We start from the raw sequence: 21822 nt of genomic DNA on the forward strand, positions 1-21822 counted from the left end.
AACTCCTTGAATGTTAGATGCTATTTTAAAATTTTCAATCGAGAGAAGTAAGCTAATTCTCGTTTTTGTTTTCGCGGTAGCGATGCTTGGCCTTTGGAACTTCCAAAAGCTGCCAATTGATGCTGTACCAGACATTACCAATGTGCAGGTTGTAATAAATACAGAGGCACTTGGGTATACCCCACTGGAGGTAGAGCAACGTATCACGTTTCCTCTTGAAACCGCATTGTCAGGGGTTCCAAACCTGTCTTATACGCGTTCTGTATCTCGCTATGGATTATCACAAGTAGTTGCAATCTTTAATGATGACACTGATATCTATTTTGCTAGGCAATTAGTCAATGAACGTATTAACGCTGCAAAATCTGAACTTCCCTCAGGACTGGAGCCTGAGTTGGGGCCAATTTCTACGGGACTTGGTGAAATATTCATGTTCACGGTTGACGCTAAGGAAGGGGCAACCAATGAAGATGGTCGTCCAATTTCCCCGACAGACTTAAGAACAGTTCATGATTGGGTAATTCGCCCACAATTGATGCAAGTAGAAGGCGTTGTTGAAGTCAACCCAATTGGAGGATTTGAGCGCGAGATCCTTATTGCACTGAACCCCGATAAATTATTGTTATTCGGTTTAACTCAGCAAGATGTCATAAATGCAGTAGGAAAGCATAATTCAAATAAAGGTGCAGGTTTTATTGAGAAAAATGGTGCTCAATGGTTAATTCGACTGCCTGGACAAGTGGAAACGCTTAAACAAATTTCTGAGATTCCTTTGCCTACAGACCTTGGCAAGATTGTTCGAGTAAAAGACGTCGCGGAAGTAAAAGAAGGTAAGGAGCTAAGATCTGGGGCTGCAACACAGAATGGTCGAGAGGTCGTGCTGAGTACAGTCTTTATGTTGATAGGCGAGAACAGCCAAAAGGTCGCGAGAGGTGTTGGTGAACGAATAAAAGAAATTAGCGCGTCACTTCCCGAAGGAATAGTCGTAAACGCTGTCTACGATCGAACAAAACTAGTCAATACAACATTAGATACGGTCAAAATGAACCTTACTGAAGGGGCTATTTTGGTCATTGTTGTTCTCTTCTTACTATTAGGCAACATAAGAGCCGCATTTTTGACAGCTTTAGTTATTCCTTTCGCCATGCTTATGACTGTAACGGGAATGATTCAAACACGAACAACAGCGAATCTGATGAGCTTAGGTGCACTCGATTTTGGATTGTTAGTCGACGGGGCTATCATTATCGTTGAGAATTGTTTGAGGAGACTTTCTCATGCCACTCAAAAAGGCGAGCTTAACGCCAAACAACGTTTATCCTTAGTTTACGATGCGACACGAGAGGTCATTCGACCTGCTTTATTCGGGGTTTTCATAATCACCGCAGTCTACTTACCTATATTTGCGCTATCAGGTGTTGAGGGAAAGATGTTTCACCCAATGGCAATAACGGTAGTAATAGCTCTTGTTAGCGCGATGGTACTTTCAATTACATTTATCCCTGCTGCTATCGCGCTAACTTTCAAAGGCAAGGTAACTGAGAAAGAAAACATCATTATCAATACCTCAGTATCACTTTATAGGCCTGCTCTGAAGGTTATTTTAAAGGCGAGATGGCTGGTCATTACAGTTGCATTTTCATTAGTTGTGCTGGCTTCATTTATGGGGATGCGGCTCGGCAGTGAGTTTGTGCCAAACCTTGATGAGGGCGACATCGCGATGCATGCGCTGAGAATTCCTGGTACTTCACTATCGCAATCTATTGCGATGCAGAAAGTACTTGAAGAGAGAATAAAAGCGTTACCCGAAGTAGAGCGCGTATTTGCAAAAATAGGTACCGCGAATGTAGCTACAGATGCAGTTCCTCCTAGCGTTGCTGATAATTTTATAATTATTAAGCCTAGAAGCGAATGGCCTAACCCTAATAAGACTAAAGAACAGCTAGTTGCTGAATTAGAAGAACTAGTTACACCTGTGCCAGGCAATAGGTATGAATTTCTCCAACCAATACAGATGCGATTTAATGAGTTGCTTGCTGGAGTTAGAGCAGAGCTTGCAATAAAAGTATTTGGTGATGATTTTGATACTTTGGCTGAACTCGGGAAAGAAATCGAAACGGCAATTCAGGATGTTGAAGGTATACGTGATGTGCAGGTAGAGCAAACTAAAGGTCTTCCAGTACTCACTTTTCTACCGCACAGAGAAAAGCTCGCATTATACGGGCTTAGCCTTGAAGACTTTCAAACACAAGTAGCTGTGTCTATGGGGGGGCAAGTCGCAGGAAAATTTTACGAAGGCGATAAACGTTTCGATATTGTAGCGCGTCTTCCTGAGGAAAAGCGCCAAGATGTAAATTCGCTGTCTAATTTGCCTATCTCCTTACCAAATGGTGAGCATATACCTCTAAAAGAGCTTGCTGATATGGAAGTTATTTTAGGAGCTAATCAAGTCAACCGCGAAAACGGAAAGCGCAGAGTCGTTGTTACTGCCAACGTGCGTGGTCGAGATTTAGGTAGCTTTGTTCAAGATATACAGGCAGCGATTAAATCTAAAGTTAAATTACCTGCCAGTTACTGGATTGAATATGGTGGTACTTATCAAAAGCTACAGTCTGCGTCTGAGCGTTTAAGCATTGTGGTGCCAGTCACACTTGTTCTTATTGTTTTACTTTTATTCTTGGCACTAGGTTCGATAAAAGACTCGCTCATTATTTTTTCAGGGGTTCCGTTGGCACTTACAGGGGGGATCTTTGCTTTGTACCTTCGAGGCATCCCTTTTTCGATATCTGCGGCAGTCGGCTTTATAGCGTTATCTGGTATAGCAATTCTGAACGGATTAGTGCTTGTTTCGTTTATTCGAGATTTAATCTCGAGGAACCAATTGCTCGAAAGTGCAATTATTGAAGGAGCAGTAACGAGATTAAGACCTGTTATCACTACAGCTCTCGTAGCTTCGCTAGGTTTTATTCCAATGGCATTAAACACAGGGATCGGCTCTGAAGTGCAAAGACCATTGGCAACCGTTGTAATAGGAGGTGTAATTTCTTCAACAATCTTAACGCTTTTCGTCTTACCCGCACTATTTCGAATTTTACATTCGAACGACAAGTCTGAAGAGCACAATTCTGGGAATTCATTAATGAAAAGCGAAGGGTAAATAAATGTTAGGTAAATTAAAACTAACGCATTTTGTGTACCTTCTTCTATCTCTGTTTGCAATGGCTTCGTTTGAAGCCTTTGCACACGGTGTAGACGACAGTACACGTAACTTCTTAGAAAACAACACTGGTATCCAGATAATTCCCTTTCTGTATATCGGAGCTAAACATATGGTTACGGGTTATGACCATTTGCTGTTTCTAGTTGGAGTACTGTTTTTTCTGAGAAATAGTAAAGACGTCTTGCTCTACGTAAGTATGTTCACGATAGGTCACAGTTTAACTCTAATGACTGGAGTCCTAGCTAATATCCAGGTTAATGCATACCTGATTGATGCAATTATCGGTTTATCAGTAGTTTATAAAGGGTTTGATAACCTCGGGGGATTCACCCATTTCTTTGGTAAACAACCCGACCCTAAGAAAGCTGTACTTATTTTTGGCTTGTTTCATGGCTTCGGATTGGCAACAAAGATCCAAGAGTTTCACTTACCTGAAGATGGGCTAGCGCTAAATCTGCTCTCCTTTAATATTGGAGTAGAAATTGGTCAGTTTATGGCTCTTGTTTTTATTCTTCTGTTAATTAATTTTTGGCGTCAATTCGAGAGTTTCGACCGTTTTTCTGCGGCAACGAACACAGCCTTGATGAGTGGTGGTTTTATGTTAGTTGGTATGCAACTAACAGGGTATTTTGTTAGCTAAATCTTATGAGAAATATATTTATGGAATCTAATCAAACGAATCGAGCACTTATAAAAGCTACTGTAATTGCATTGTCAGTAGCAGTAGTGACTCTAGTGTTATTTATTTTACCTGCTGAGTATGACATTGACCCTACTGGTGTCGGAAAGAAGCTCGGTCTAACAGTATTTAATCAGGAAGGAGAATCACCATCTGCTATGACAAGTACAGACGGTGACCAAGATACAGTGGTCGTTACTGTTCCAGCAGGTAAAGGTATCGAGTATAAGCTCAGCATGATGGAGAGCCAGCAGGTCACTTATGAATGGCAAACAAGTAATGGCGAGCTATATGTCGATCTTCATGGTGAACCAGATGGTGATAATACTGGCTATTTTAAGTCATATACTGTCGCTACTGTTGAAAGTATGAAAGGGAGCTTTGTTGTTCCTTTTAACGGGTCACATGGCTGGTATTGGAAAAACAACACAGACAAAGATATTGATGTTCAACTAATTTTCAGCGGTGAATACATCGTTGAAGGTTTAAAGTAAAAATGAGGAATCACAGAATGAAATACGTAAGAGTATTAACAATTGCATCTGCGCTTTTAGCTTCTTCTAATGCTTTCGCACATGGAGGAGCGCATGGCGAGGTAAGTGTTATGGAGGTGATCCAAGCTGCCCAGACAACGGCTAAAACACTTACTTTTAAAAACAATGGAATGTCTGTAGGGAAGCTGGACACATCATGGAATAAGGTTGCACAGGGAGATTTCGAATTAGTTGAAGCGACAGAGAGAGAATATATAGTTAAAGCGACAAACTCTGAGAACGGTGAAACTCTTTTCTTTAGCATTAGCAAAAAAGGGAAAGTGCTCAATGTTGAAAAGGCAACCTCATTTGACAAAGGCCATGGCCATTCTCATTAATCGAAGTTAATGAGAATTTAAGTTTCGAACAAGAGAGTTTCAGAATCATAAAGTCAGCCCCCAACCGTGCTTTTGGTTCTGAAACGTTTGCTTAGCCATACCCTCAATCTTCTTGGACAAAGAAGTAAAAAGCAATCTCTTGTTCGCTTTTTTAGTATATAAGGATAGGTATTAATAAAGGTGTAGATTTACAGTAATATTAAACTATTTGAATAGTTGGTAAGCATTACTTTAAAAAGTTAAATCAGACTGATACGCAAGCTGTTAGAGTAACGTAATGCTTGATATCAATCGACTAGATTATATTAGAAAAATTTTCGTTTGAACTTTTTGTTTATTATAGGTTAAAGGAAATACTTACATGCCTTCTAATAAAAAAATATTGAAAAATCTATTATTAGATGTGTGATTCATAGACATCATTTCACTTTTCGTAGTTGAAGATCACGCTGATAATTCGATAGCTGAATGCGCTCTTTTTCAGTTTCGTAGTTAGCGTGAACGTCTTCCCAAAGGTAAGCGGTCAAAATAGACCGCTCTTTTATTCTTAAGCTAAGCCCCTAAAATCTAATCATTGATTAATATAGGAGAAAATATCAATGACTAGACGAAGCTCTCAAGAATGGCAGCAACTTATCGATGCGCAAGAAGCCAGCGATATGACCATCGCGCAGTTTTGCCACACGCACCACATTAACCAGTCCACTTTTTATTTGCAACGCAAAAAACGTCAAGCTTTGTCGTTGCCGCAGACATCACCGCAATGGCTGCCCATTGACAGCATGACCTCACATCGGCCAGCCATGCGCCAATGGCAAATCGAGTTAACGCTACCAAACGGTGTGGTGCTGAACATGAGTAGAGATGGTTAATGCTAACAGCAAGTAGCGCTAAAATATGGTTATATCTTGGTATTGCCGATATGCGCAAGCAGTTCGACGGCTTAGCGGCGTTGGTGAACAATCAGTTGCAGATGCAAGCACAGCTCGGCGATTGGTTTGTGTTTGTGAACCGCAAACGCACCATGATAAAAGTGCTGTATTACCATCAAGGCGGTTACTGTTTATGGTCGAAAAGATTGGAGCGGGGCACCTTCGGTAAAGTGTCAGGTAATGGGCATAAAATCGCCCTGAACACCGCGCAGTTACAGTGTTTGATTGATGGTGTTTATTGGCAAAAAGGCAAACAAAACATGCGACTTAAGTAGCTGAATTTGCTATACTTAGCCGCATGAAAAGCGCTGCCGATTTGCCACAAAACACACCTCATATTCCACAAGAAGAATATGCTAATGTGTGTGCAAAACTGGCTGAGTCACAAGCACACGCCGCGCAGTTGCAACAACAAGTCGACTGGTTTAAGCGTCAGTTGTTTGGGCGTAAGTCAGAAAAGCACATAGTAGAGAATTCTGACCAAACGCAGTTGTTTGGCCAAGCGACGAATGAAGATTTACCGCCAGCACCTAAAAAAGCCGTCAAAGGCTATGCCCGCTCCACTAAACAAAAAGATGACAATAACGTCAATGATACCGGCCTTCGCTTTACTGATGACGTGCCCACAAAAGTGATTGATGTGCCTTGCCCCGAGCTTGAAGGTGAGGATGCTGATAAGTATGAAATTATTGGCACGAAAGAGACCCATCGCTTAGCGCAACTGCCAGGTAGCTACCAAGTCTTAATTTATCGCAAAAAAGTCTTTAAAAGCAAAGAAACGGGCAACATGTTGTCCCCCTCAACTCCCGATAATGTGTTAGAAGGGGCGTATGCGGATGTATCACTATTAGCGGGCCTCATGGTTGATAAAGCCGTATTCCATTTACCCCTTCACCGACAGCATTTACGTATGCTGCAATCGGGTGTGACTTTATCGCGGGCGAGCTTAATCAACTACGTCAGTCAAAGCATTGATTTAGTTATCCCTATCGCACAAGCAGTGCTGAGTAATATACTGAGTGGGGGCAACATCAGCATGGATGAAACGCCGATGAAGGCGGGTCGACAAGCCTCGACTCGCCGCAAACATAACACCATGAAACAAACCTACTTCTGGCCCATTTATGGTGAGCAAGATGAAGTGGCCTTTACCTGGTCATCTTCTCGCGGCAAACAACATGCGATTGCGCAACTCACTGGCTTTAATGGCACCTTGCTAAGCGATGGTTATGCGGTGTATAGCCAAATCATTGATACGCTAAACAGCCAAGGCCAACACATCACCCATGCAGCCTGTTGGGCGCATACGCGCCGCTACTTCGAAAAAGCATTGGATTATCATCCTAAAGAGGCACAATACGCCTTGGCTGAAATACAAAAGCTGTATAAAGTGGAAGCACACATACGAAAACACGCGCTTAATGCCGAGGATACCGTGCAATATCGCCTCAAACACAGCGAGCCTGTCATCAATGCTCTGTTTCATTGGCTATACGAGCAACGCCAACGCCCAGAATTATTACCTAAAGATCCGTTAAGCAAAGCCTTAGCTTATGCCTATGACCGTCATCATGAGTTAAAGACTTACCTGACGCACGCACAAGTGAATATCGACACTAATCATTTAGAAAGGGCCTTACGCGTTATCCCTATGGGTAAGAAGAACCATTTGTTCTGCTGGAGTGAGTTGGGCGCAAAACAGCTTGGTGCCTTGCATACACTCACCGTGACCTGCAAATTACACAACATCAATCCATACCACTACCTAGTCGATGTACTGCAACGCGTATCGCAACATCCAGCCAAAGACATCATCGACTTAACCCCTAGACGCTGGAAAGCACTGTTCGCTGATAAACGCCTGCGCTCAGACATAGAAAAGTGAAGACGCTATGACCGAAAAAGAAACGAAAACGACCATCGATATTAGCCAACTCACTCTCGACCAATTGTATATACTCAATGAAGCGGTCGTTAACCGCATTGATGAATTACGAGCAAAACAAGATAGAGAAGCGCTTGCTAAACTGCGCCCAGGCATGAAAGTGCAGTATGCTCATGATGGCAAAACTATCACCGGCACGTTACTTAAGAAAAATAGAAAAACGGTGCTCATTGCTAACAACAATGGCAAGACGCATCACAAGGTGCCGGCTGGCATAGTAACTGCGGTTAGCGTTGCTAAACTCGATCTTAGTCAGGCGGTCAAGAACGGTCTAAAATGATCGGTTACTCCCAAAGCGGTGTTTTTTCAAGGCGTGAGCCTACGATATCCATTGGAGTTTTACCTTTAAATGAGCCGTGAGCGCGTTGCCAATTGTAGTAATGCTGCCACTCAGGTAACGTTTCATTTTTGAGTTCTTCCAAATCCAAATTAACGGTCGAATAAAACTCTTCTTTGTCAGTTCTTTGTGACCTTTCAACTCTGCCATTTAAGTGAGGTGAGCCTGGCTTATTAGGGCGAAATTTAATGCCATGCTCCATCAATTTGAGCTGTACTTTTTCAGCAAAAAACTCCGTTCCGCGATCTGTTTGAACTCGCTGTATCGGGAATGGCATTTCTTCTATTACCTTATCGATGAAGGTAAGAGTATTGGCTGCTGTTCTACGTTTAAAAACGTCCAACACGCGATATCTAGAGCAATCATCAACAGCAGTATATTGATAAATCCCTGGGGCAATTTTGCATGTATCCATCTGAACTCGGTTGCCAGGAATAGGTCTTTGGTATCGAATGAAGTCTTTTTTCTTCCGCTGAAAAACTATTGGTTTTACTTCATGTTTGGTCAGCACTTTGTGAATTGAAGCAAGCGATAACTGAAAGTTAAGCTCGCGAAGCAGCTCATTTTGAATTCTTCTGGCACCAAGTTTTCTATCTTTTCTGAGTTTGAGAATCCAGCCTTCAATTCGATTGTCAATTTTAGTGTTAGGGGAACTGTGCGGGCGTCTAGAAACGTCTTGTAGGCCGTCTAGTCCTTTCTCTTTGTATCGCTTGTACCATTTTCGAAGAGTGGGCCTAGAAATTCCACGCAGACGACAAACTAAGCCCGCATTGTTGGGGTTCTAGGGATTTTCCCCTCTAAAAAGACATAATCCTCTGTAGACCACACCAATAAATGGCTGCGGAGGTGGTTTACTTTCAGCTTGGAGCCTAATCATCCACTATCGGCCTTGTTATTTCGCCAATATTGGGCAATTTCCCAGTATTAGTGAAGTTATACGTTCCGCTTAAGTTGATATTTTGCCACGCAACGGGCGAAACAGCACGAGTGATACCCGCTTTCTCTTCATCTCCTCTCGCTTCAAAGTGTCCCAGCAGATGACTCAGTATCGCGGAGTTGAAGTAGATGATCGCGTTGGCAAGCAATCTTGCACATTCATTCCAGATAGCGATTTCACTCTCGTTTTTGCCTCGGAACTGATCGCCATTCACCGACGCAATAGCCCGTCTCAGGAAGTGCCACGCTTCTCCCCGGTTAAGGGCACGCTGAACGTACTGCCGCAAACTGGCATTGTCTATGTAATCCAGTAAATATTGCGCTTTGACCAGTCGATTATACTCCGTCAGCGCCTGTAATGTCGGGTGCCCCGAAGGATAACCAGACAACTTTCTTACCAGCATTGCCTGTGTCGTTCGCTTTGTCTGAAGTGACAGAAGAATGCGCCTAATATCCTGCCATCCCGTTTCGATGACATTCGTCCTGATGGGCTTTTTCAGGGCAAGGTTGGTGCCGCCGTGTTCATTTTCAGTTACGTCAAACAGATCATTGATGACACTACTGAACTGCGCGTATCGCGGTGCAAAACTGTAACCGCATAGATCCAGTAAGGCGAAGTTAACATGATTGACACCGTGTGTATCTGTCGAGAGTACGTCAGGTTTGATTTCACTGCTGTTGGATTGTAACAGGTCATAAATATAGTGTGATTCGTGCTCGTTGGAACCGATGATCCGAGCATTGAGGGCGCTGTGGTTGGCCACCAGTGTCATGGCCGTGATCCCTTTGTTGGTGCCGAAATACTTAGAGGAGTACCGGGTTTTAAAGGTTTCCAGATGGGTTTCGAATTTCTGACCATCCGCACTGGCATGCAACTGGTCCTCCTGAATATGGTAGTGGCGGAAGATGGGTAGCGCTGCAACCGCATTATTGATCACATCGCTGGCATCATGCAGCGTTTCAGGCCGGATATAGTTGGCCTGCACCGTACTCAGGTGTTCATAGCTTCGATCGGAGATCTGCGCCATGCCATACACACCACGGTGAGTGGCGTTGGCAATCAGAATGGCCAGTAAATCATCCTGATGAGTGAACCCTTGTTTTTGTATCGGAAGTACATGAGTCAGACATTTCATGAACCCGGTTTCGCGCTCTACATACCGCAGTACATCCGCGATATCGACCGGTTGCATTCGCTTAAAAAAGGGATTGTTGACCAGAGATGTAGCGCTTTTGGTCGGCAGACGCCAGCGGGTACCGGTACGATTTTTCATGATCACATTTCGATTGTCTCCCTCATCAATATGGAGAGCAACGTCTTTGAGTGCACTTTCCAGCCGGTGTTGTTTCTCCTGTAACAATAACTCTGCGGGCTGTTTTAGTCTGTCCAGTGTTGATGAGGCCAGCAAGGTCTAATACTTTTGCGTAGAGTCGATCTTTTTGTTTTTGTGAGGGAGTGAATGGTCTGAGCCCCTTGCCGCCAAGCAGCTCTTTACTGATGAACATTAAATCCTTAGAAACCTGCGAGTAAGCGATATCTAGGATGACGGGCTTTGATTTGAAGTATCCCAAAATCGCGACAAAGTAACATCTATGAGCTCTGAGACGAATTGACCGAAAAACTGCCAATTCCGCATCGTTCAGAGAAAAGTACAGACGTTGTTCTTCGATTGAAAAAATGGGTGGGGAATAAAGATCTGCCTGTTCTGCTCTCGTGAGAATAGTAATTTCGTTTTTGATGGCCATATCAGGGCTGTTCCGTATTAAATGTACGATATTTACCTAATTTGCCACACTTATAAGTAGTAACCCACCTCCGCAGCCATTTATTGGTGTGGTCTACAGAGGATTAAGTCTTTTTAGAGGGGAAAATCCCTAGAACCCCATATAGCAGGGTCTTACCCATTTTGATTATTATTATGTTCGTATTTTTTTATAAGTGCGTTTCGCAACGCTCTAATGCCAATAGTACCAAAATATAGGCATCATATTGAGGGATTTTTCTACAAGATTGACTTGCTGAATGATTGCAAACTAATTTATCGCATTTTTCCCGTCGCTAGTTGTCGCCAATACTCTCGTACTCGCTCTCGCCACGTCGGGTCTTCTTCCGGTACCAGTTCAAAAAAGTATTCTGGGCAGTCATAGAACGCTGGGCCTGCGCCCTCAGGTATGGACTTGTGCGCACTGATTAAAAAATTAATGCGTCGCCTTCCGTTATACTCCAAAATCGCCCAGTAGCAATCCATTGGCTCACCACCCGCTTCAACAGTGTACGATTCGACGCCATAGCCCTGTGGGTGAATGACAAGTGGTTTTCCCCATTCTTGCTCGCACCACGCATAAAGTTCGTATAGATCCATCTAAGACCTCCTACAGGTTATTCATCAATCTTTGTCGCCACTTACTTCTGCACATCCTTTGCCTTGAATCGCAACCTTGGGCATATACTGTTCAATCTGCGCCCCTTCGGACTTGGAGGGCAATACATTCGCTACGATAGAAAAGGCCTCTCCACATTTCGTCACAGCCGACATAGCGTACTGACCGGGCTTTCTTACTTTAAAAATTGCACTGTTATTGCTTCTTTCACCAGCTACTTCGCTTGAACCATCGTGGACAGAAAGCATTGTATCGCCACCATACACCGTCGCTATGATGGTTGAGTTTTCCGGTACCGTAACATGAAAAACAGTTCCTTTTGATTCTTCAGATGATACCAATGCCGAAGGTGATGCTTTAATTTCAATTTTATCTTGAGCGTGCAAAGTAAAAGAGGCTAGGCATAGCAGGGCAGAGGTAAATAAAAGCGTTTTTTTCATCGAAATGTCCTTTATGTGTTAAGCATTTCGTCGTGTAAATAACCGTCCCCATGCTTATTTTAGATAGATTAAGTTCACGATTCACCATTGATTATGGCGTGTCAAAATGCACTTTGGGCAGTCCCGTTGCGCTCAACATGAAATGTAAGGCATCCAGTAGGCTTAGCTCTGTTTTTTCATAATAGTCTTCCTCTGTGACTAATAATTCCATATTTTCATAGATTTCTACAGCAGGTCTCTTTAATACGATGATCGGCATATCAGGATAATAAACAGTCTCCCCAAATACGACGTGACACTCATCGTCAGGATAAAAAGGATGTGTAAATCGGATAACAAAATAATTGCGTTCTGCTCCTTCATCGTAAGAATAAATTTCTCCAAAATCTGGAATATCATCCTTTCCGAACTCTATCAAATACCCTAAGAACTCCTCTTTTCTCAAAAGGCTTTCCAGTATGCCAGTGAGCTCAGGATTAAATAACTCCAAATCATCAATCACAGAACTGAGCCCGTCGGCTGTAACCAGCTTTATATTAAACTCATCGTTAAGTGTTTGTTTCTCGATTAATCCGTCGGAGGTATTAATTAAGTTATGTTGGTGTTCTAGCACATCCTCGAAAGTGATATCAGGCTCTAATATTTTGTCTAAATCGGGTAGACTGAGCAAAACACGCTGAGTGACTTCAACTGGATATTTTACATCGTTGTCGTTGAAGTTGAGCTCATAGGTTAAGGGGTCTAATTGTGTGAGTTTCCAACCCGCTGTATTAAGTTTTAACCCACATTCAAAGAATTCTCGTTCCCCATTTGTATGTACCTTCAGAGTCAACGTTATACTGTTTTCGTCGCTGCGCCATGTAATTAAATCTGAGCTAATTAGTATGGCCTTATAAAAATCTGGGATCGTCGTCTTTTCATCACAAAAAGCTTTATATGACAGCGTTTTTAATGACGCATTAGTGGCTTGGTATTTCTCATTGTTCCCATGTTGAAGTGCGACTAAGCCTTCTTTGAGTGTTTGCGTCAGCACCACCTCAGTGTATACCTTATCCTCACTTGTTATGTTGACTGGACTGATATCAATAGGTAATTGATTAATGGCTTTTAAAAATGGCAAAAGATAAGTTTCAGATGGCGAACATAGTACACGTCCACAGTCTTCATGAATATTTACTGATAAAGAGGATACAACGTTCAGTGGGTTAGGATAACTGTGGGAAAAATGTGTATTATCACTCAAAATTGTTTCTCCATGCTTTTTCATTTCTACATTATATACCAAACAGTCAGCTGACAAGTGGCAAGGCAATGGTATCGTATATTCAGTCTTGAGTTGGCTTCTATCCTTGCGTGACAAGAGATTGATGTATGCTTATCGTGATGCAGGTTTATTGACTTTTCATATGATAGGCTTTTACCTAAAGCCTGCTATGAACAGCCTAAGGACAAACAATGATTAGATTTATCGCTGACGATGCAAAGCATCTAAGTGACCTCACGTTTATCGGTGATGCTATCGACTTACCGTATTATGATTTTGTGGTGGGTGTTCAACCGTTGAGTGCGGAGCAACCGATTGCTTATAACCATGGGGAAGGGGAGTCGTTCAATTCACACTTACTTCGCCTTACCGAGACCACCGTTTTGCATCTAAGCCACCAGCCACACCCCCCCAAAGAAAGCACAGCTGATTTATTAAATGGCGTATTTGACCGACTGGACGTTAAGCCAATACAAGCTCGCTACGCAATTGCAATACTCCAACCACAGCATACACAAGACCAAGTGACATTTGTAAACACGCCAGAAGAACTCCTTGGAGATGGTGTGGTTGAAGAGTCGCCTGAAACACTACTTTCAATGCTTAAACAACGAATTTATGACCATGCAGAACCTGAACTCAACTAACACCACATCCATTCACTTTTCGCTCTCAGATAAGGTCTTTCCATGATAGACACAATTCCTTCCATAACCCAGCACCCACCACGTCTAAACGAGGAAAGTATCGAGAATATATACCAACGTATTGCTCACTTCTTTCCCAACTTAGACGACACAGGTAAAAAACAATTTCTATCTGAATTATTTAACGTGCGATGTATAGACAATTGCATATCGGATGAGTATGTCTTTCAAAATATTGAACCTGCCGTTGATAGAGCTGAGCTGAACGAGTTAGCTGAGAGAATCATTGGCTATACCGGCTATTCGTTAGTAGAAGCAAAGCAGGTGGTAAGAAACGTCCTTAATACCATACCAAAACATTTAGACGATTTGATTGACTACACCACAGAAGCGAGATTGAAAGAGTTTAAAGAATCCGCGAGCCTCTATTTATCAGTACATGCAGGTTCAGAGAAGCACCTAACTACACTCAAAGAGATAGAAGATGCATTTGAACACCTGCCGGATGTTGCGATCACATTGTTTGGTAACTCCCAGATGGATGCAAGTCGAGCGATTAACTTAGACATGATAGATGCCTATACAGACCGCCAAAAGATGCTGTACTGGGCTTGCGATTATTACTTGAATCACCGGGTAGGCTTTAAAACAAATACGATGTGGCTTGCCAGTTTCATCTCTAGCAATAGCTTTGGGTGTATGGATGGGTGGCTTCATAGGGATGGCAAACTATGCAATAACAGGCATTTTGGATTTAAAGACGATGATGCGGTTGTCGATTTAATCAAATCATCGCTGAACTACCTAGATGAATATTTCGAACGTCAGTTAGGTTATGTAGGTGTTGGTTCTGAGGAGGCAACGAGCTTTTGCCGTATAGGATTTATGTACATCGAGGCCATGCTTGATGCAGTTGAATATCTTGCCAAATGCAGAGAGGTAGCTGACCTTGCCTACAAGGATATCGTGGATTTGCTCAGTGAGTACTCGTTATTATTGAATGATAGACAGGAGTTAAAGCTATTGACGCATGAAGTTGCGTTTGATGGTGTGACGAGCTTCACTCACCGCCAGTTTGAATTATTATCCGATTTGGTCAAAGAAGACTTTGGTACGCAAGGACCACCTGAAGACATGTATTTTTATTTCGATGCTTGGAACTTTATGGCATATGCAAGTCAATACAATATCAACATCATGCTAGGCCCCTTGTTTTTGAGGTCTAATTACCATGGGCCTTCATTAACAGAACTGTCTAACTTTGTTGCTGCGCAATTGAAGAAAGGAGACCTCGAAGAGCATTGGGAAAATATGTTCATCGGGTATTACACCAACTACTTTTTTACATTAGTTAACAAAAACTCCCATAGTCATTTTCTGTTTGATGAGATATTGGCGGCTCTTTTAGATGTCAGAAGGTTCGTTGACGATACAGACGTTGTGAGAACCATGGCAGAGTTAGGTCACAAGCCATCGCAGCAGGCCATGAGTGAATACTTTTAGAATCCGTTTAAAAGTGGGGTTGCGTCAATTTCAAGTGCGATACAGTAACGGTATTGTTTAATTCCAAACAAATAATGGGTATGGATGTTTTATGAGTGAAACTGAGAAAGAATTTCCCGTAAATGAAGTGCACGCTGCATGGCAGGAGGGTTATGACGACTATGAAGAAGATGTAGAATTTCCAACACCGCCTTATGAAAATGGTTCGCTTGAAGCCGAATCATGGCTTGATGGCTGGGAAGATAGAAAAGAAGACCTATTGCAACAGAAAGAGAAGTAGGGGAACTAGTGAACAACAAGCATAGCAAAGAAATACCGCTTGTACTCGTTAGAACGTGGTACGAACTGATTAAGAATGGACCAGACAATGAAACACGTATGCATGCGCAAAGAATGCTGTTAGGCGCATTTGGCACGCACGAAGAGATAGAAAAATACCTGAAAAGGCATAACGTCTTATAGCCCTAAGCACTTTTCCCCCAAGCATCGAGTAGGGTGAGGCTTGCGCCTCATCCCTCTCACAGAACCGTACGTACGGGCCTCGTATACGGCTCCTGCATACTTCATATCACTTGCTAAGTGACACAATGCTAATTTGCAATCTAGTATCGTGCGCCCTATGGACATCGTTCATTTTCTAACATTGTGGTAACTTTCATTGCAGGGTTTGGCGTTCTAGCACTGAGGCAATCTACCAAATTTGACTACAATTACTTCCCATATACGGCCTGTCTCACCAGACATCACTATTCCTAGCGCACCGATTCGACTTGTCCCGCTGATCTGGCGGCTTGTGTATCAATGATAAAAAAACTCACAACTCATCAGAGTCTTAAAGTCTGCTTCCCCCCTTCGCAATCCATTTAAGCTTTTGGCTAAAATAGATCCTATCAAACACAATGCTGATAGTCGGCTTGGTTTTACCCTCCACACCATTACTGGCTTTCATCGGCCTAGCCTTACTCACTACTACGGGTTCATCTGCCACCTCACACTCGCAACATTCTTGGATCACTCCTTGAACGATACGTCCAACCATTTGATTGGATCTAATGCCAGGCTTCCCCAGTTACTGCACTGGCTCCCTGTTAGAAATTCCACCCTCAAACACAAAACAGGACTGACTGAGTATCGGGCTTCGCGCTATTTTGCACGCTTACCCTCCTGTCTTGCCGAATCAGGTTCACTTGCGTTGTGTACCTCTAACTTCCTATGGCTTCCTTCAGACCCTGCCGTTGGCCAACAACGCCCTTGCCATTCGGATTATCTTCCCCTCAGTCAGGGTGATTCAGGTTTCTTTCAACCTGACGGGTTTGCCAGCTTCGCTGGGCAAACAAAAAAGCCCCTGTCTCAGAGAGACAGGGGCTTTTTGGTTATTGGTCCGTTAATGCTACTGTTAGGCATTATTTAAATAATCGAGTACTACTATGTGATGCTCTTTTGTTTTAAATTTATTGAAAACGTGTTCAATTACACCATCTTCATTGATTAAAAAGGTGAGCCTGTGAATGCCATCGTACTCTTTACCCATAAACTTCTTTAAGCCCCATACACCAAAGTCATCTGCTACGGCATGGTCTTCATCTGAAAGCAGAGTAAAGTTTAAGCTTTCTTTTTCTATGAATTTTGGCAATCTTTTTACCGCATCTGGGCTAATGCCTAATACCACGACGTTTTTTGACTTCAATTCACTTTGGATGTCTCTAAGACCTTGCGCCTGAACAGTGCACCCGGGTGTCATTGCTTTTGGGTAAAAGTACACTAATACTTTTTTACCTGCGTAATCGGTTAGTGAAACGGTTTCGCCATCTTGGTTTTGTAAAGAGAATTGAGGTGCTTTATCACCAGCTTGTAGTGTGTTCATTAGGATCCTTTTTCTGTTTATCTACCACTTTGCCCGTTACATTTAACGAAGCAAACAACGCCATTAGATCAGATTCTAATTGCTCAAAGTTTTCTGATGTGGGAAGTGAAACGACGAATTTACAACGCATGACATCATGCCCCGACTCGCGATAGGTACGTTGTCTAAAAGCACTTATCATAGCTTCGCGTTCAGCAAAGAAGCCGGTAACCGATTGAATTAGGCCTGCTGCATCCTCACCGCTGAACTCTACGTTAAATAGATGGGCAAGATTTTGCTTTTCGTGATGACTTGTTCGCTTCATCATCGAAAGTAAGTCTAGACGCTGTATGATGGCGGGCAATGTGCACTCCGCCTTTGTAATAGCGCTTTGTGTGCCTTCGATAATCATAGTTAACGAAAACTCTCGACCGTAAACCGCTTGCCTACTATCGAGAATATTGCATTGTGCTTGCGAAACTGCAGTGGCTATCTCACTTAAAATACCGCTTTTATCTGTACCTAAAAGTGTAACAATAAGTTGGTGTTTAGACATCAAATTCACTTTAAACGTAACAATGGCAGGATGTTAGCATAGAGTTTTTTGTTAAGTTAGTGCCTTTTTAGCTCTGTAGCTGAAGTTATTGTCAAAATCTTGTCTATTTACCGGTTCAACCGCTTGTGTTTAAGCACTGACATAATTAACATGTGCGCTCACATTTTGCGGAGAGATTATGTTTACTGGTAGTTACGTCGCACTCGTCACGCCCATGTTTGAAAATGGCGATATAGATTATAAGTCTTTAGAGAAGCTTGTTAAGTTTCATGTAGACCAAGGAACACACGGTATTGTGTCAGTTGGTACAACCGGTGAATCAGCGACGCTTCCCTTTGATGAGCACGTAAACGTGGTCAAAGAAACGGTGGCCATGGCCTCGGGCGCAATTCCAATTATTGCCGGCAGTGGTGCAAATTCAACTGCTGAAGCTATTTTTCTTACCGAACAACTTGGCGCTGCTGGGGTAGATGGCTTTTTAAGCGTTGTTCCTTATTACAATAAGCCGCAGCAAAAAGGCATGGTTGCTCACTTCAATGCTATCGCAGACGCAAGTCAAAAGCCGGTTATTCTTTATAATGTTCCTGGTAGAACAGTTGCGGACATGCTTCCTGAAACCGTTGCTGAGCTTGCTACCCACGACAATATCGTTGGTCTTAAAGACGCCACTGGCGATATTTCTCGTTTAAAAGAGACGCAGCCTTTGGTGCCAGCCGACTTTGTTATGTTAAGCGGTGACGATGGCACAAGCAGTGAATTCCTGTGTGAAGGCGGCCACGGCGTTATCTCTGTAACAGCAAATATTGTCCCCCAAGCTATTTCACAAATGTGTAAAGCTGCGCTAGAAAAAGATTTCGATAAATGTCGCGCCATTGATAAAACCATCGAACTTCTTCATAGCGAACTATTTATTGAGCCAAACCCTGTTATGCCGAAATGGGCGTTATACAAAATGGGCATGATGGAAAGCGCTGTTATGCGTTTACCAATGGTATTACCGGAACTATCAAGCCAAAAACGTATCGAAGAACTATTACAAAAATACGCTTTGATTTCTGGTTAATTAAGGAACACAGATGAATAAAACGCTGGCTATAGCAAGTTCAATCGCATTCGTTGCACTTGCAGGTTGTACAAGCCAAATGGATAGAAAGACTGCTTCTGGCAGTTATAAATATCTAGAAACCGAAGAGCAAAAAGAGCTTAAAATTCCTTCCGATTTAGACAAGCCTACTTTTTCTCGTGAATTTGCCCTTCCTGAGTTAGGTGATGAAGCAAGCACAGATATGTTGGGAAAGGCATTGCCAGTCCAGTCTCCTGCGCTGGTCCTTCCACTGGTAACGGGTTCTCACGTAGAAGAGGGAACGAATACCGCAACCATATGGTTTGACCAAGTAGATGACAGTCAACCGCTAAGCGAAGCTATTTGGAACTCGTTACTAAGCTATCTCGATGAAAATGGAATTGGCGTAGACACCTTCAATCCAGAAGAGCGCGTGCTAATTACCGATTGGATGGTGGTAAAACAAGACGTCGATGGCCCGTGGTATAGTGTAATTGACGAAGAGAGTGAAATTGGCCGTCGTTTCGAGTTCAATCTCAATGTAAAACCTCATGGCAGAAGCGCTGCGTTAAGCGTGGACCTTAAAGATTATATGAAGTCTGTTGGCAATGATGTTGTTGCCGAGATTTCAGAGATCGAAGAGCGCCGCGAGGAGGTTAGTGTTCTTAACCAGGTTGTTGGCCATTACGAATATCAAATTCGATTGGAACAGACACGCCGTCTTGCGCGTATTCGTAAAGGTATTCAAACCGAGATGGGCTTTAACTCTGACGGTGAACCGGCTTATGTTGTTGAGTCGCAGTACGATATTGTCTGGCCGCGCATGCTGCTAGTGCTTCGCAAGCTTGGCTTTAATGTGAAAGATTTAGATAAATCAAATGGCTTACTTTTCGTGACTTATAGCGGTCAGCAGGGCGATTGGTGGGACGGTTTATTCTCAAGCGATGAAGATCTTCTTGAAAAAGGTGATTATCGTTTGAAAGTTGCGAAAGCGGGCGATACCAGAACGTCTATTACGTTTATGGACAATCAAAGTACACCGTTTGAAGCAAATCAGGTTGCAGACCTTTATAGCGCATTCGCTGAGGTCATGTCAGAAGATAACCTTGATATTTAACTGAGACTGAGAATGGAAAAACGCGACGAGCTTTACCGAGGCAAAGCAAAAACGGTGTATTACACCGACGATAGCGACAAACTTATTTTGCACTTTCGAAATGATACTTCGGCTTTTGATGGTGAAAAAATTGAGCAACTCGACCGCAAGGGCGAGGTAAATAATAAGTTTAATCACTTTATTATGAATAAGCTCGAAGACGCTGGCATTGCCACGCAAGTTGAGGCGCTTTTATCTGATAACGACTCTTTGGTCAAAAAGCTCGACATGATCCCGGTTGAATGCGTGGTAAGAAACGTGTCTGCGGGTTCTCTTGTACGCAGGCTTGGGGTTGAAGAAGGCAAACTGCTTGCTCCGCCAATTTTTGAGTTTTTCCTCAAAAATGATGCGCTTCACGATCCTATGGTGAACGATTACCACATAGTGTCATTTGGATGGGCAACTGAATCTCAAATAAGCGAGATGAAGGCGCTAACGTTCAAAGTAAACAGTGTTCTTAAGGCGTTGTTCGATGAAGCCGGAATGTTGTTGGTAGACTACAAATTAGAGTTTGGCGTAGACGGTGAAGGCAATATTGTTTTGGGTGATGAATTTACCCCTGATGGTTGCCGTCTGTGGGATAAAGAAACCCATAAGAAAATGGACAAGGATAGATTTAGGCAAGGGCTTGGTTCGGTAGTAGAAACCTACATCGAAGTGGCAGAGCGCTTGGGTTTGTCACTTTAGTTATTGCTACGAAGTAGCGTTCACTGACAAGCGAAGCTCATAAAGTGTAAGAGAAGAGGACCCGTTAGGTCCTCTTTTTGTATGTGCAGGTGATACCAGTTGCCTAGATAATTACACTGAGTCGCCACGTCGCATGACTATTGTTAGGAGAAAGACTGTGCTTAAAGCAACGTTGCTTGTTGTGACCGCCATGATTGCGTTTGCTGCCAATTCATTACTTTGCCGAATGGCATTGGTAAATACCGACATTGATCCCAGCTCTTTCACCATCATTCGGCTGCTTAGTGGTGCGTTTAGTCTTTTAGTTTTAACCAAAGTTACCCAATTATCTCAATTACAAACTAGCAGAGACAGCTCGTTAGCTAAAAATGTAAAGCAACAGGGAAGTGTAGCCGCAGGCCTAGCGCTGTTCGTTTATGCCCTAGGGTTTTCTTATGCCTACATTGCCATGTCTACCGGTACTGGCGCTCTACTCTTGTTTGGCACTGTGCAAATTACAATGATTGCAACGGGTCTTTACAAAGGGGAGCGGTTTGCACCTGTACAGTGGCTCGGCTTTACCTTAGCAATAACAGGCTTAATACTTTTATTGTTACCTAGCAGCAGCGCACCCTCAATGACCTCTAGCGTTCTTATGGTGTTAGCTGGCATAGGCTGGGGAGCATATTCGTTGTTAGGTAAGTCTTCAACATCGCCTTTACTGTCTAGCGCAGGTAACTTTGTGTATGCGTCTATACTATGCATTCCTTTGGTGGCGGTTATATTGTTTGCCGAATTTCCTCTTAAGATTGATATGGTTGGTGGTGTCTTCGCGGTCGCGTCTGGTGCACTCGCTTCTGGTGCTGGGTATGCAATTTGGTATACGGCGTTGCCACTTATAAAGTCAACTACAGCGGCGACAGTACAACTAAGTGTTCCTGTAATTGCTGCGTTTATGGGATGGGCATTACTCGATGAATCATTAAGCTGGACCATACTGGTCGCCTCAGCCATCACCTTAGGAGGAATATTTTTAGTTGTCAGGCAGCGTTGATAGGTGTGTGTTTGATGTAAATCAAGCCCAATGTTAACCTAATATTCAATTGCGCTAATGTATTGAGAAAAAGCTGTCTTTAGTTATTAAATGTGGCTAAAAAGTAGCGAAAATGCAATTAAGTGCACAATTAAGCAAGTCTTATGTTACTTTAATTCCCAATTTTAACTACACTTATATAATGACCTTTTATGTGAAGCTAATGTCTATTTTCTGGCGTAGTTTTACCTCTATTTTCTAAATTTCCGAACAAATTCAAACGAGTTTAAACACAGAAATATACATAAGTGATTTTAGGAGAGACTTTGACTATCCCAGTATTGCCGCC

General features: G+C 42.8%; 24 protein-coding genes and 2 pseudogenes. 17 read left to right on the forward strand and 9 right to left on the reverse strand.

Features of this window, described 5'->3' with window-relative positions; genetic code table 11:
• Positions 1 to 10: 10 nt before the first annotated feature.
• From CW735_RS09015 to CW735_RS09050, 8 genes are all read left to right on the forward strand, one after another.
• Entirely contained in the window at positions 11 to 3157 is a 3147-nt protein-coding gene (locus tag CW735_RS09015; RefSeq protein WP_061439146.1) for an efflux RND transporter permease subunit, read from the forward strand.
• 4 nt (positions 3158 to 3161) lie between these two features.
• Positions 3162 to 3860: a HupE/UreJ family protein gene (locus CW735_RS09020; protein ID WP_100971779.1), complete on the forward strand. Its 699-nt coding sequence runs from the start codon at positions 3162 to 3164 to the stop codon at positions 3858 to 3860.
• 20 nt (positions 3861 to 3880) lie between these two features.
• Entirely contained in the window at positions 3881 to 4393 is a 513-nt protein-coding gene (locus CW735_RS09025) for a hypothetical protein (protein ID WP_039227589.1), read from the forward strand.
• A gap of 17 nt (positions 4394 to 4410) precedes the next feature.
• The gene (locus CW735_RS09030) at positions 4411 to 4770 is read left to right on the forward strand and encodes a DUF6488 family protein (protein ID WP_100971782.1); all 360 of its coding nucleotides are present in this window, start codon (positions 4411 to 4413) and stop codon (positions 4768 to 4770) included.
• Between the two features lie 599 nt (positions 4771 to 5369).
• A complete protein-coding gene (gene tnpA, locus CW735_RS09035) occupies positions 5370 to 5642 on the forward strand; it encodes an IS66 family insertion sequence element accessory protein TnpA (protein WP_100970758.1) in 273 nt (90 codons plus the stop codon).
• Positions 5642 to 5977, forward strand: a complete 336-nt coding sequence (gene tnpB / locus CW735_RS09040) for an IS66 family insertion sequence element accessory protein TnpB (protein ID WP_100970759.1) — start codon at positions 5642 to 5644, stop codon at positions 5975 to 5977. Before tnpA ends, tnpB begins: the two co-directional genes overlap by 1 nt.
• 23 nt (positions 5978 to 6000) lie before the next feature.
• Complete coding sequence (tnpC, locus tag CW735_RS09045; protein ID WP_198520977.1) at positions 6001 to 7587, forward strand: IS66 family transposase; 1587 nt, start codon at positions 6001 to 6003, stop codon at positions 7585 to 7587.
• A gap of 7 nt (positions 7588 to 7594) precedes the next feature.
• Entirely contained in the window at positions 7595 to 7927 is a 333-nt protein-coding gene (locus CW735_RS09050; RefSeq protein ID WP_100970760.1) for a hypothetical protein, read from the forward strand.
• 7 nt (positions 7928 to 7934) lie between these two features.
• Here the strand turns inward: CW735_RS09050 and CW735_RS09055 are convergent.
• From CW735_RS09055 to CW735_RS09075, 6 genes and pseudogenes are all read right to left on the reverse strand, one after another.
• A pseudogene (locus CW735_RS09055) lies at positions 7935 to 8735 on the reverse strand (IS481 family transposase); the annotation flags it as partial.
• Positions 8736 to 8853: 118 nt separating this feature from the next.
• Positions 8854 to 10332, reverse strand: a pseudogene (locus CW735_RS09060) (Tn3-like element ISShfr9 family transposase); the annotation flags it as partial.
• A complete protein-coding gene (locus CW735_RS20125; RefSeq protein ID WP_442857499.1) occupies positions 10220 to 10666 on the reverse strand; it encodes a DUF4158 domain-containing protein in 447 nt (148 codons plus the stop codon). The gene CW735_RS20125 and the pseudogene CW735_RS09060, both read right to left, overlap by 113 nt.
• 293 nt (positions 10667 to 10959) lie before the next feature.
• Positions 10960 to 11283: a hypothetical protein gene (locus tag CW735_RS09065; protein WP_100971786.1), complete on the reverse strand. Its 324-nt coding sequence runs from the start codon at positions 11281 to 11283 to the stop codon at positions 10960 to 10962.
• Between the two features lie 24 nt (positions 11284 to 11307).
• Positions 11308 to 11742 carry a hypothetical protein gene (locus CW735_RS09070; protein ID WP_100971788.1) on the reverse strand — a complete coding sequence of 145 codons (435 nt, stop codon included), beginning with the start codon at positions 11740 to 11742 and terminating at the stop codon, positions 11308 to 11310.
• A gap of 91 nt (positions 11743 to 11833) precedes the next feature.
• Positions 11834 to 13009 carry a hypothetical protein gene (locus tag CW735_RS09075; protein WP_100971790.1) on the reverse strand — a complete coding sequence of 392 codons (1176 nt, stop codon included), beginning with the start codon at positions 13007 to 13009 and terminating at the stop codon, positions 11834 to 11836.
• 188 nt (positions 13010 to 13197) lie between these two features.
• On the opposite strand from CW735_RS09075, the gene CW735_RS09080 reads away from it, so the two are divergent.
• From CW735_RS09080 to CW735_RS19735, 4 genes are all read left to right on the forward strand, one after another.
• Positions 13198 to 13653 (forward strand): hypothetical protein, encoded by a 456-nt coding sequence (locus CW735_RS09080; RefSeq protein ID WP_100971792.1) that lies wholly within the window; start codon positions 13198 to 13200, stop codon positions 13651 to 13653.
• A gap of 42 nt (positions 13654 to 13695) precedes the next feature.
• Positions 13696 to 15156 (forward strand): hypothetical protein, encoded by a 1461-nt coding sequence (locus CW735_RS09085; protein WP_100971794.1) that lies wholly within the window; start codon positions 13696 to 13698, stop codon positions 15154 to 15156.
• 91 nt (positions 15157 to 15247) lie between these two features.
• Positions 15248 to 15436 (forward strand): hypothetical protein, encoded by a 189-nt coding sequence (locus CW735_RS09090; protein ID WP_100971796.1) that lies wholly within the window; start codon positions 15248 to 15250, stop codon positions 15434 to 15436.
• A gap of 8 nt (positions 15437 to 15444) precedes the next feature.
• On the forward strand, positions 15445 to 15618 hold the full coding sequence (locus CW735_RS19735) for a hypothetical protein (protein ID WP_198521001.1): 174 nt from the start codon (positions 15445 to 15447) through the stop codon (positions 15616 to 15618).
• A gap of 370 nt (positions 15619 to 15988) precedes the next feature.
• On the opposite strand, the gene CW735_RS09095 is transcribed toward CW735_RS19735, so the two are convergent.
• Complete coding sequence (locus tag CW735_RS09095; RefSeq protein WP_015068459.1) at positions 15989 to 16195, reverse strand: hypothetical protein; 207 nt, start codon at positions 16193 to 16195, stop codon at positions 15989 to 15991.
• On the opposite strand from CW735_RS09095, the gene CW735_RS19550 reads away from it, so the two are divergent.
• Positions 16196 to 16567 carry a hypothetical protein gene (locus tag CW735_RS19550; RefSeq protein ID WP_157812669.1) on the forward strand — a complete coding sequence of 124 codons (372 nt, stop codon included), beginning with the start codon at positions 16196 to 16198 and terminating at the stop codon, positions 16565 to 16567.
• Here the strand turns inward: CW735_RS19550 and bcp are convergent.
• Positions 16553 to 17020, reverse strand: a complete 468-nt coding sequence (gene bcp, locus CW735_RS09105) for a thioredoxin-dependent thiol peroxidase (protein ID WP_071979029.1) — start codon at positions 17018 to 17020, stop codon at positions 16553 to 16555. The genes CW735_RS19550 and bcp overlap by 15 nt on opposite strands.
• Positions 16998 to 17555: a glycine cleavage system protein R gene (locus tag CW735_RS09110; protein ID WP_071979028.1), complete on the reverse strand. Its 558-nt coding sequence runs from the start codon at positions 17553 to 17555 to the stop codon at positions 16998 to 17000. The genes bcp and CW735_RS09110 overlap by 23 nt, the downstream gene beginning before the upstream one ends.
• 178 nt (positions 17556 to 17733) lie before the next feature.
• Here CW735_RS09110 and dapA point away from each other — a divergent pair, with 178 nt between their 5' ends.
• The 4 genes from dapA (at position 17734) to CW735_RS09130 (ending at position 21494) form a co-directional block, all read left to right on the forward strand.
• The gene (gene dapA / locus CW735_RS09115) at positions 17734 to 18618 is read left to right on the forward strand and encodes a 4-hydroxy-tetrahydrodipicolinate synthase (RefSeq protein ID WP_071979027.1); all 885 of its coding nucleotides are present in this window, start codon (positions 17734 to 17736) and stop codon (positions 18616 to 18618) included.
• Positions 18619 to 18631: 13 nt separating this feature from the next.
• The gene (gene bamC / locus CW735_RS09120) at positions 18632 to 19735 is read left to right on the forward strand and encodes an outer membrane protein assembly factor BamC (protein WP_071979026.1); all 1104 of its coding nucleotides are present in this window, start codon (positions 18632 to 18634) and stop codon (positions 19733 to 19735) included.
• 12 nt (positions 19736 to 19747) lie between these two features.
• On the forward strand, positions 19748 to 20461 hold the full coding sequence (gene purC / locus CW735_RS09125) for a phosphoribosylaminoimidazolesuccinocarboxamide synthase (RefSeq protein WP_071979025.1): 714 nt from the start codon (positions 19748 to 19750) through the stop codon (positions 20459 to 20461).
• A 157-nt stretch (positions 20462 to 20618) separates the two neighbouring features.
• Entirely contained in the window at positions 20619 to 21494 is an 876-nt protein-coding gene (locus CW735_RS09130; protein ID WP_071979024.1) for a DMT family transporter, read from the forward strand.
• The last annotated feature ends 328 nt before the right edge of the window (positions 21495 to 21822 follow it).

This window comes from Alteromonas sp. MB-3u-76 (genome assembly GCF_002831605.1).
In the GTDB taxonomy this organism is placed as follows: domain Bacteria; phylum Pseudomonadota; class Gammaproteobacteria; order Enterobacterales; family Alteromonadaceae; genus Alteromonas; species Alteromonas hispanica.

Bases quoted from the DNA above. Each gene is read 5' to 3' on its own strand.
- tnpA (WP_100970758.1), top strand. From the start codon at position 5,370: ATGACTAGACGAAGCTCTCAAGAATGGCAGCAACTTATCGATGCGCAA.
- tnpB (WP_100970759.1), top strand. From the start codon at position 5,642: ATGCTAACAGCAAGTAGCGCTAAAATATGGTTATATCTTGGTATTGCC.
- CW735_RS09065 (WP_100971786.1), bottom strand. From the start codon at position 11,283: ATGGATCTATACGAACTTTATGCGTGGTGCGAGCAAGAATGGGGAAAA.
- purC (WP_071979025.1), top strand. From the start codon at position 19,748: ATGGAAAAACGCGACGAGCTTTACCGAGGCAAAGCAAAAACGGTGTAT.
- CW735_RS09095 (WP_015068459.1), bottom strand. From the start codon at position 16,195: ATGGTTGGACGTATCGTTCAAGGAGTGATCCAAGAATGTTGCGAGTGT.
- dapA (WP_071979027.1), top strand. From the start codon at position 17,734: ATGTTTACTGGTAGTTACGTCGCACTCGTCACGCCCATGTTTGAAAAT.
- CW735_RS09075 (WP_100971790.1), bottom strand. From the start codon at position 13,009: ATGAAAAAGCATGGAGAAACAATTTTGAGTGATAATACACATTTTTCC.
- CW735_RS09085 (WP_100971794.1), top strand. From the start codon at position 13,696: ATGATAGACACAATTCCTTCCATAACCCAGCACCCACCACGTCTAAAC.
- CW735_RS09080 (WP_100971792.1), top strand. From the start codon at position 13,198: ATGATTAGATTTATCGCTGACGATGCAAAGCATCTAAGTGACCTCACG.
- bamC (WP_071979026.1), top strand. From the start codon at position 18,632: ATGAATAAAACGCTGGCTATAGCAAGTTCAATCGCATTCGTTGCACTT.
- CW735_RS09020 (WP_100971779.1), top strand. From the start codon at position 3,162: ATGTTAGGTAAATTAAAACTAACGCATTTTGTGTACCTTCTTCTATCT.
- CW735_RS09110 (WP_071979028.1), bottom strand. From the start codon at position 17,555: ATGTCTAAACACCAACTTATTGTTACACTTTTAGGTACAGATAAAAGC.
- CW735_RS09015 (WP_061439146.1), top strand. From the start codon at position 11: ATGTTAGATGCTATTTTAAAATTTTCAATCGAGAGAAGTAAGCTAATT.
- CW735_RS09025 (WP_039227589.1), top strand. From the start codon at position 3,881: ATGGAATCTAATCAAACGAATCGAGCACTTATAAAAGCTACTGTAATT.
- CW735_RS09090 (WP_100971796.1), top strand. From the start codon at position 15,248: ATGAGTGAAACTGAGAAAGAATTTCCCGTAAATGAAGTGCACGCTGCA.
- CW735_RS20125 (WP_442857499.1), bottom strand. From the start codon at position 10,666: ATGGCCATCAAAAACGAAATTACTATTCTCACGAGAGCAGAACAGGCA.
- bcp (WP_071979029.1), bottom strand. From the start codon at position 17,020: ATGAACACACTACAAGCTGGTGATAAAGCACCTCAATTCTCTTTACAA.
- CW735_RS09030 (WP_100971782.1), top strand. From the start codon at position 4,411: ATGAAATACGTAAGAGTATTAACAATTGCATCTGCGCTTTTAGCTTCT.
- CW735_RS09070 (WP_100971788.1), bottom strand. From the start codon at position 11,742: ATGAAAAAAACGCTTTTATTTACCTCTGCCCTGCTATGCCTAGCCTCT.
- tnpC (WP_198520977.1), top strand. From the start codon at position 6,001: ATGAAAAGCGCTGCCGATTTGCCACAAAACACACCTCATATTCCACAA.
- CW735_RS09050 (WP_100970760.1), top strand. From the start codon at position 7,595: ATGACCGAAAAAGAAACGAAAACGACCATCGATATTAGCCAACTCACT.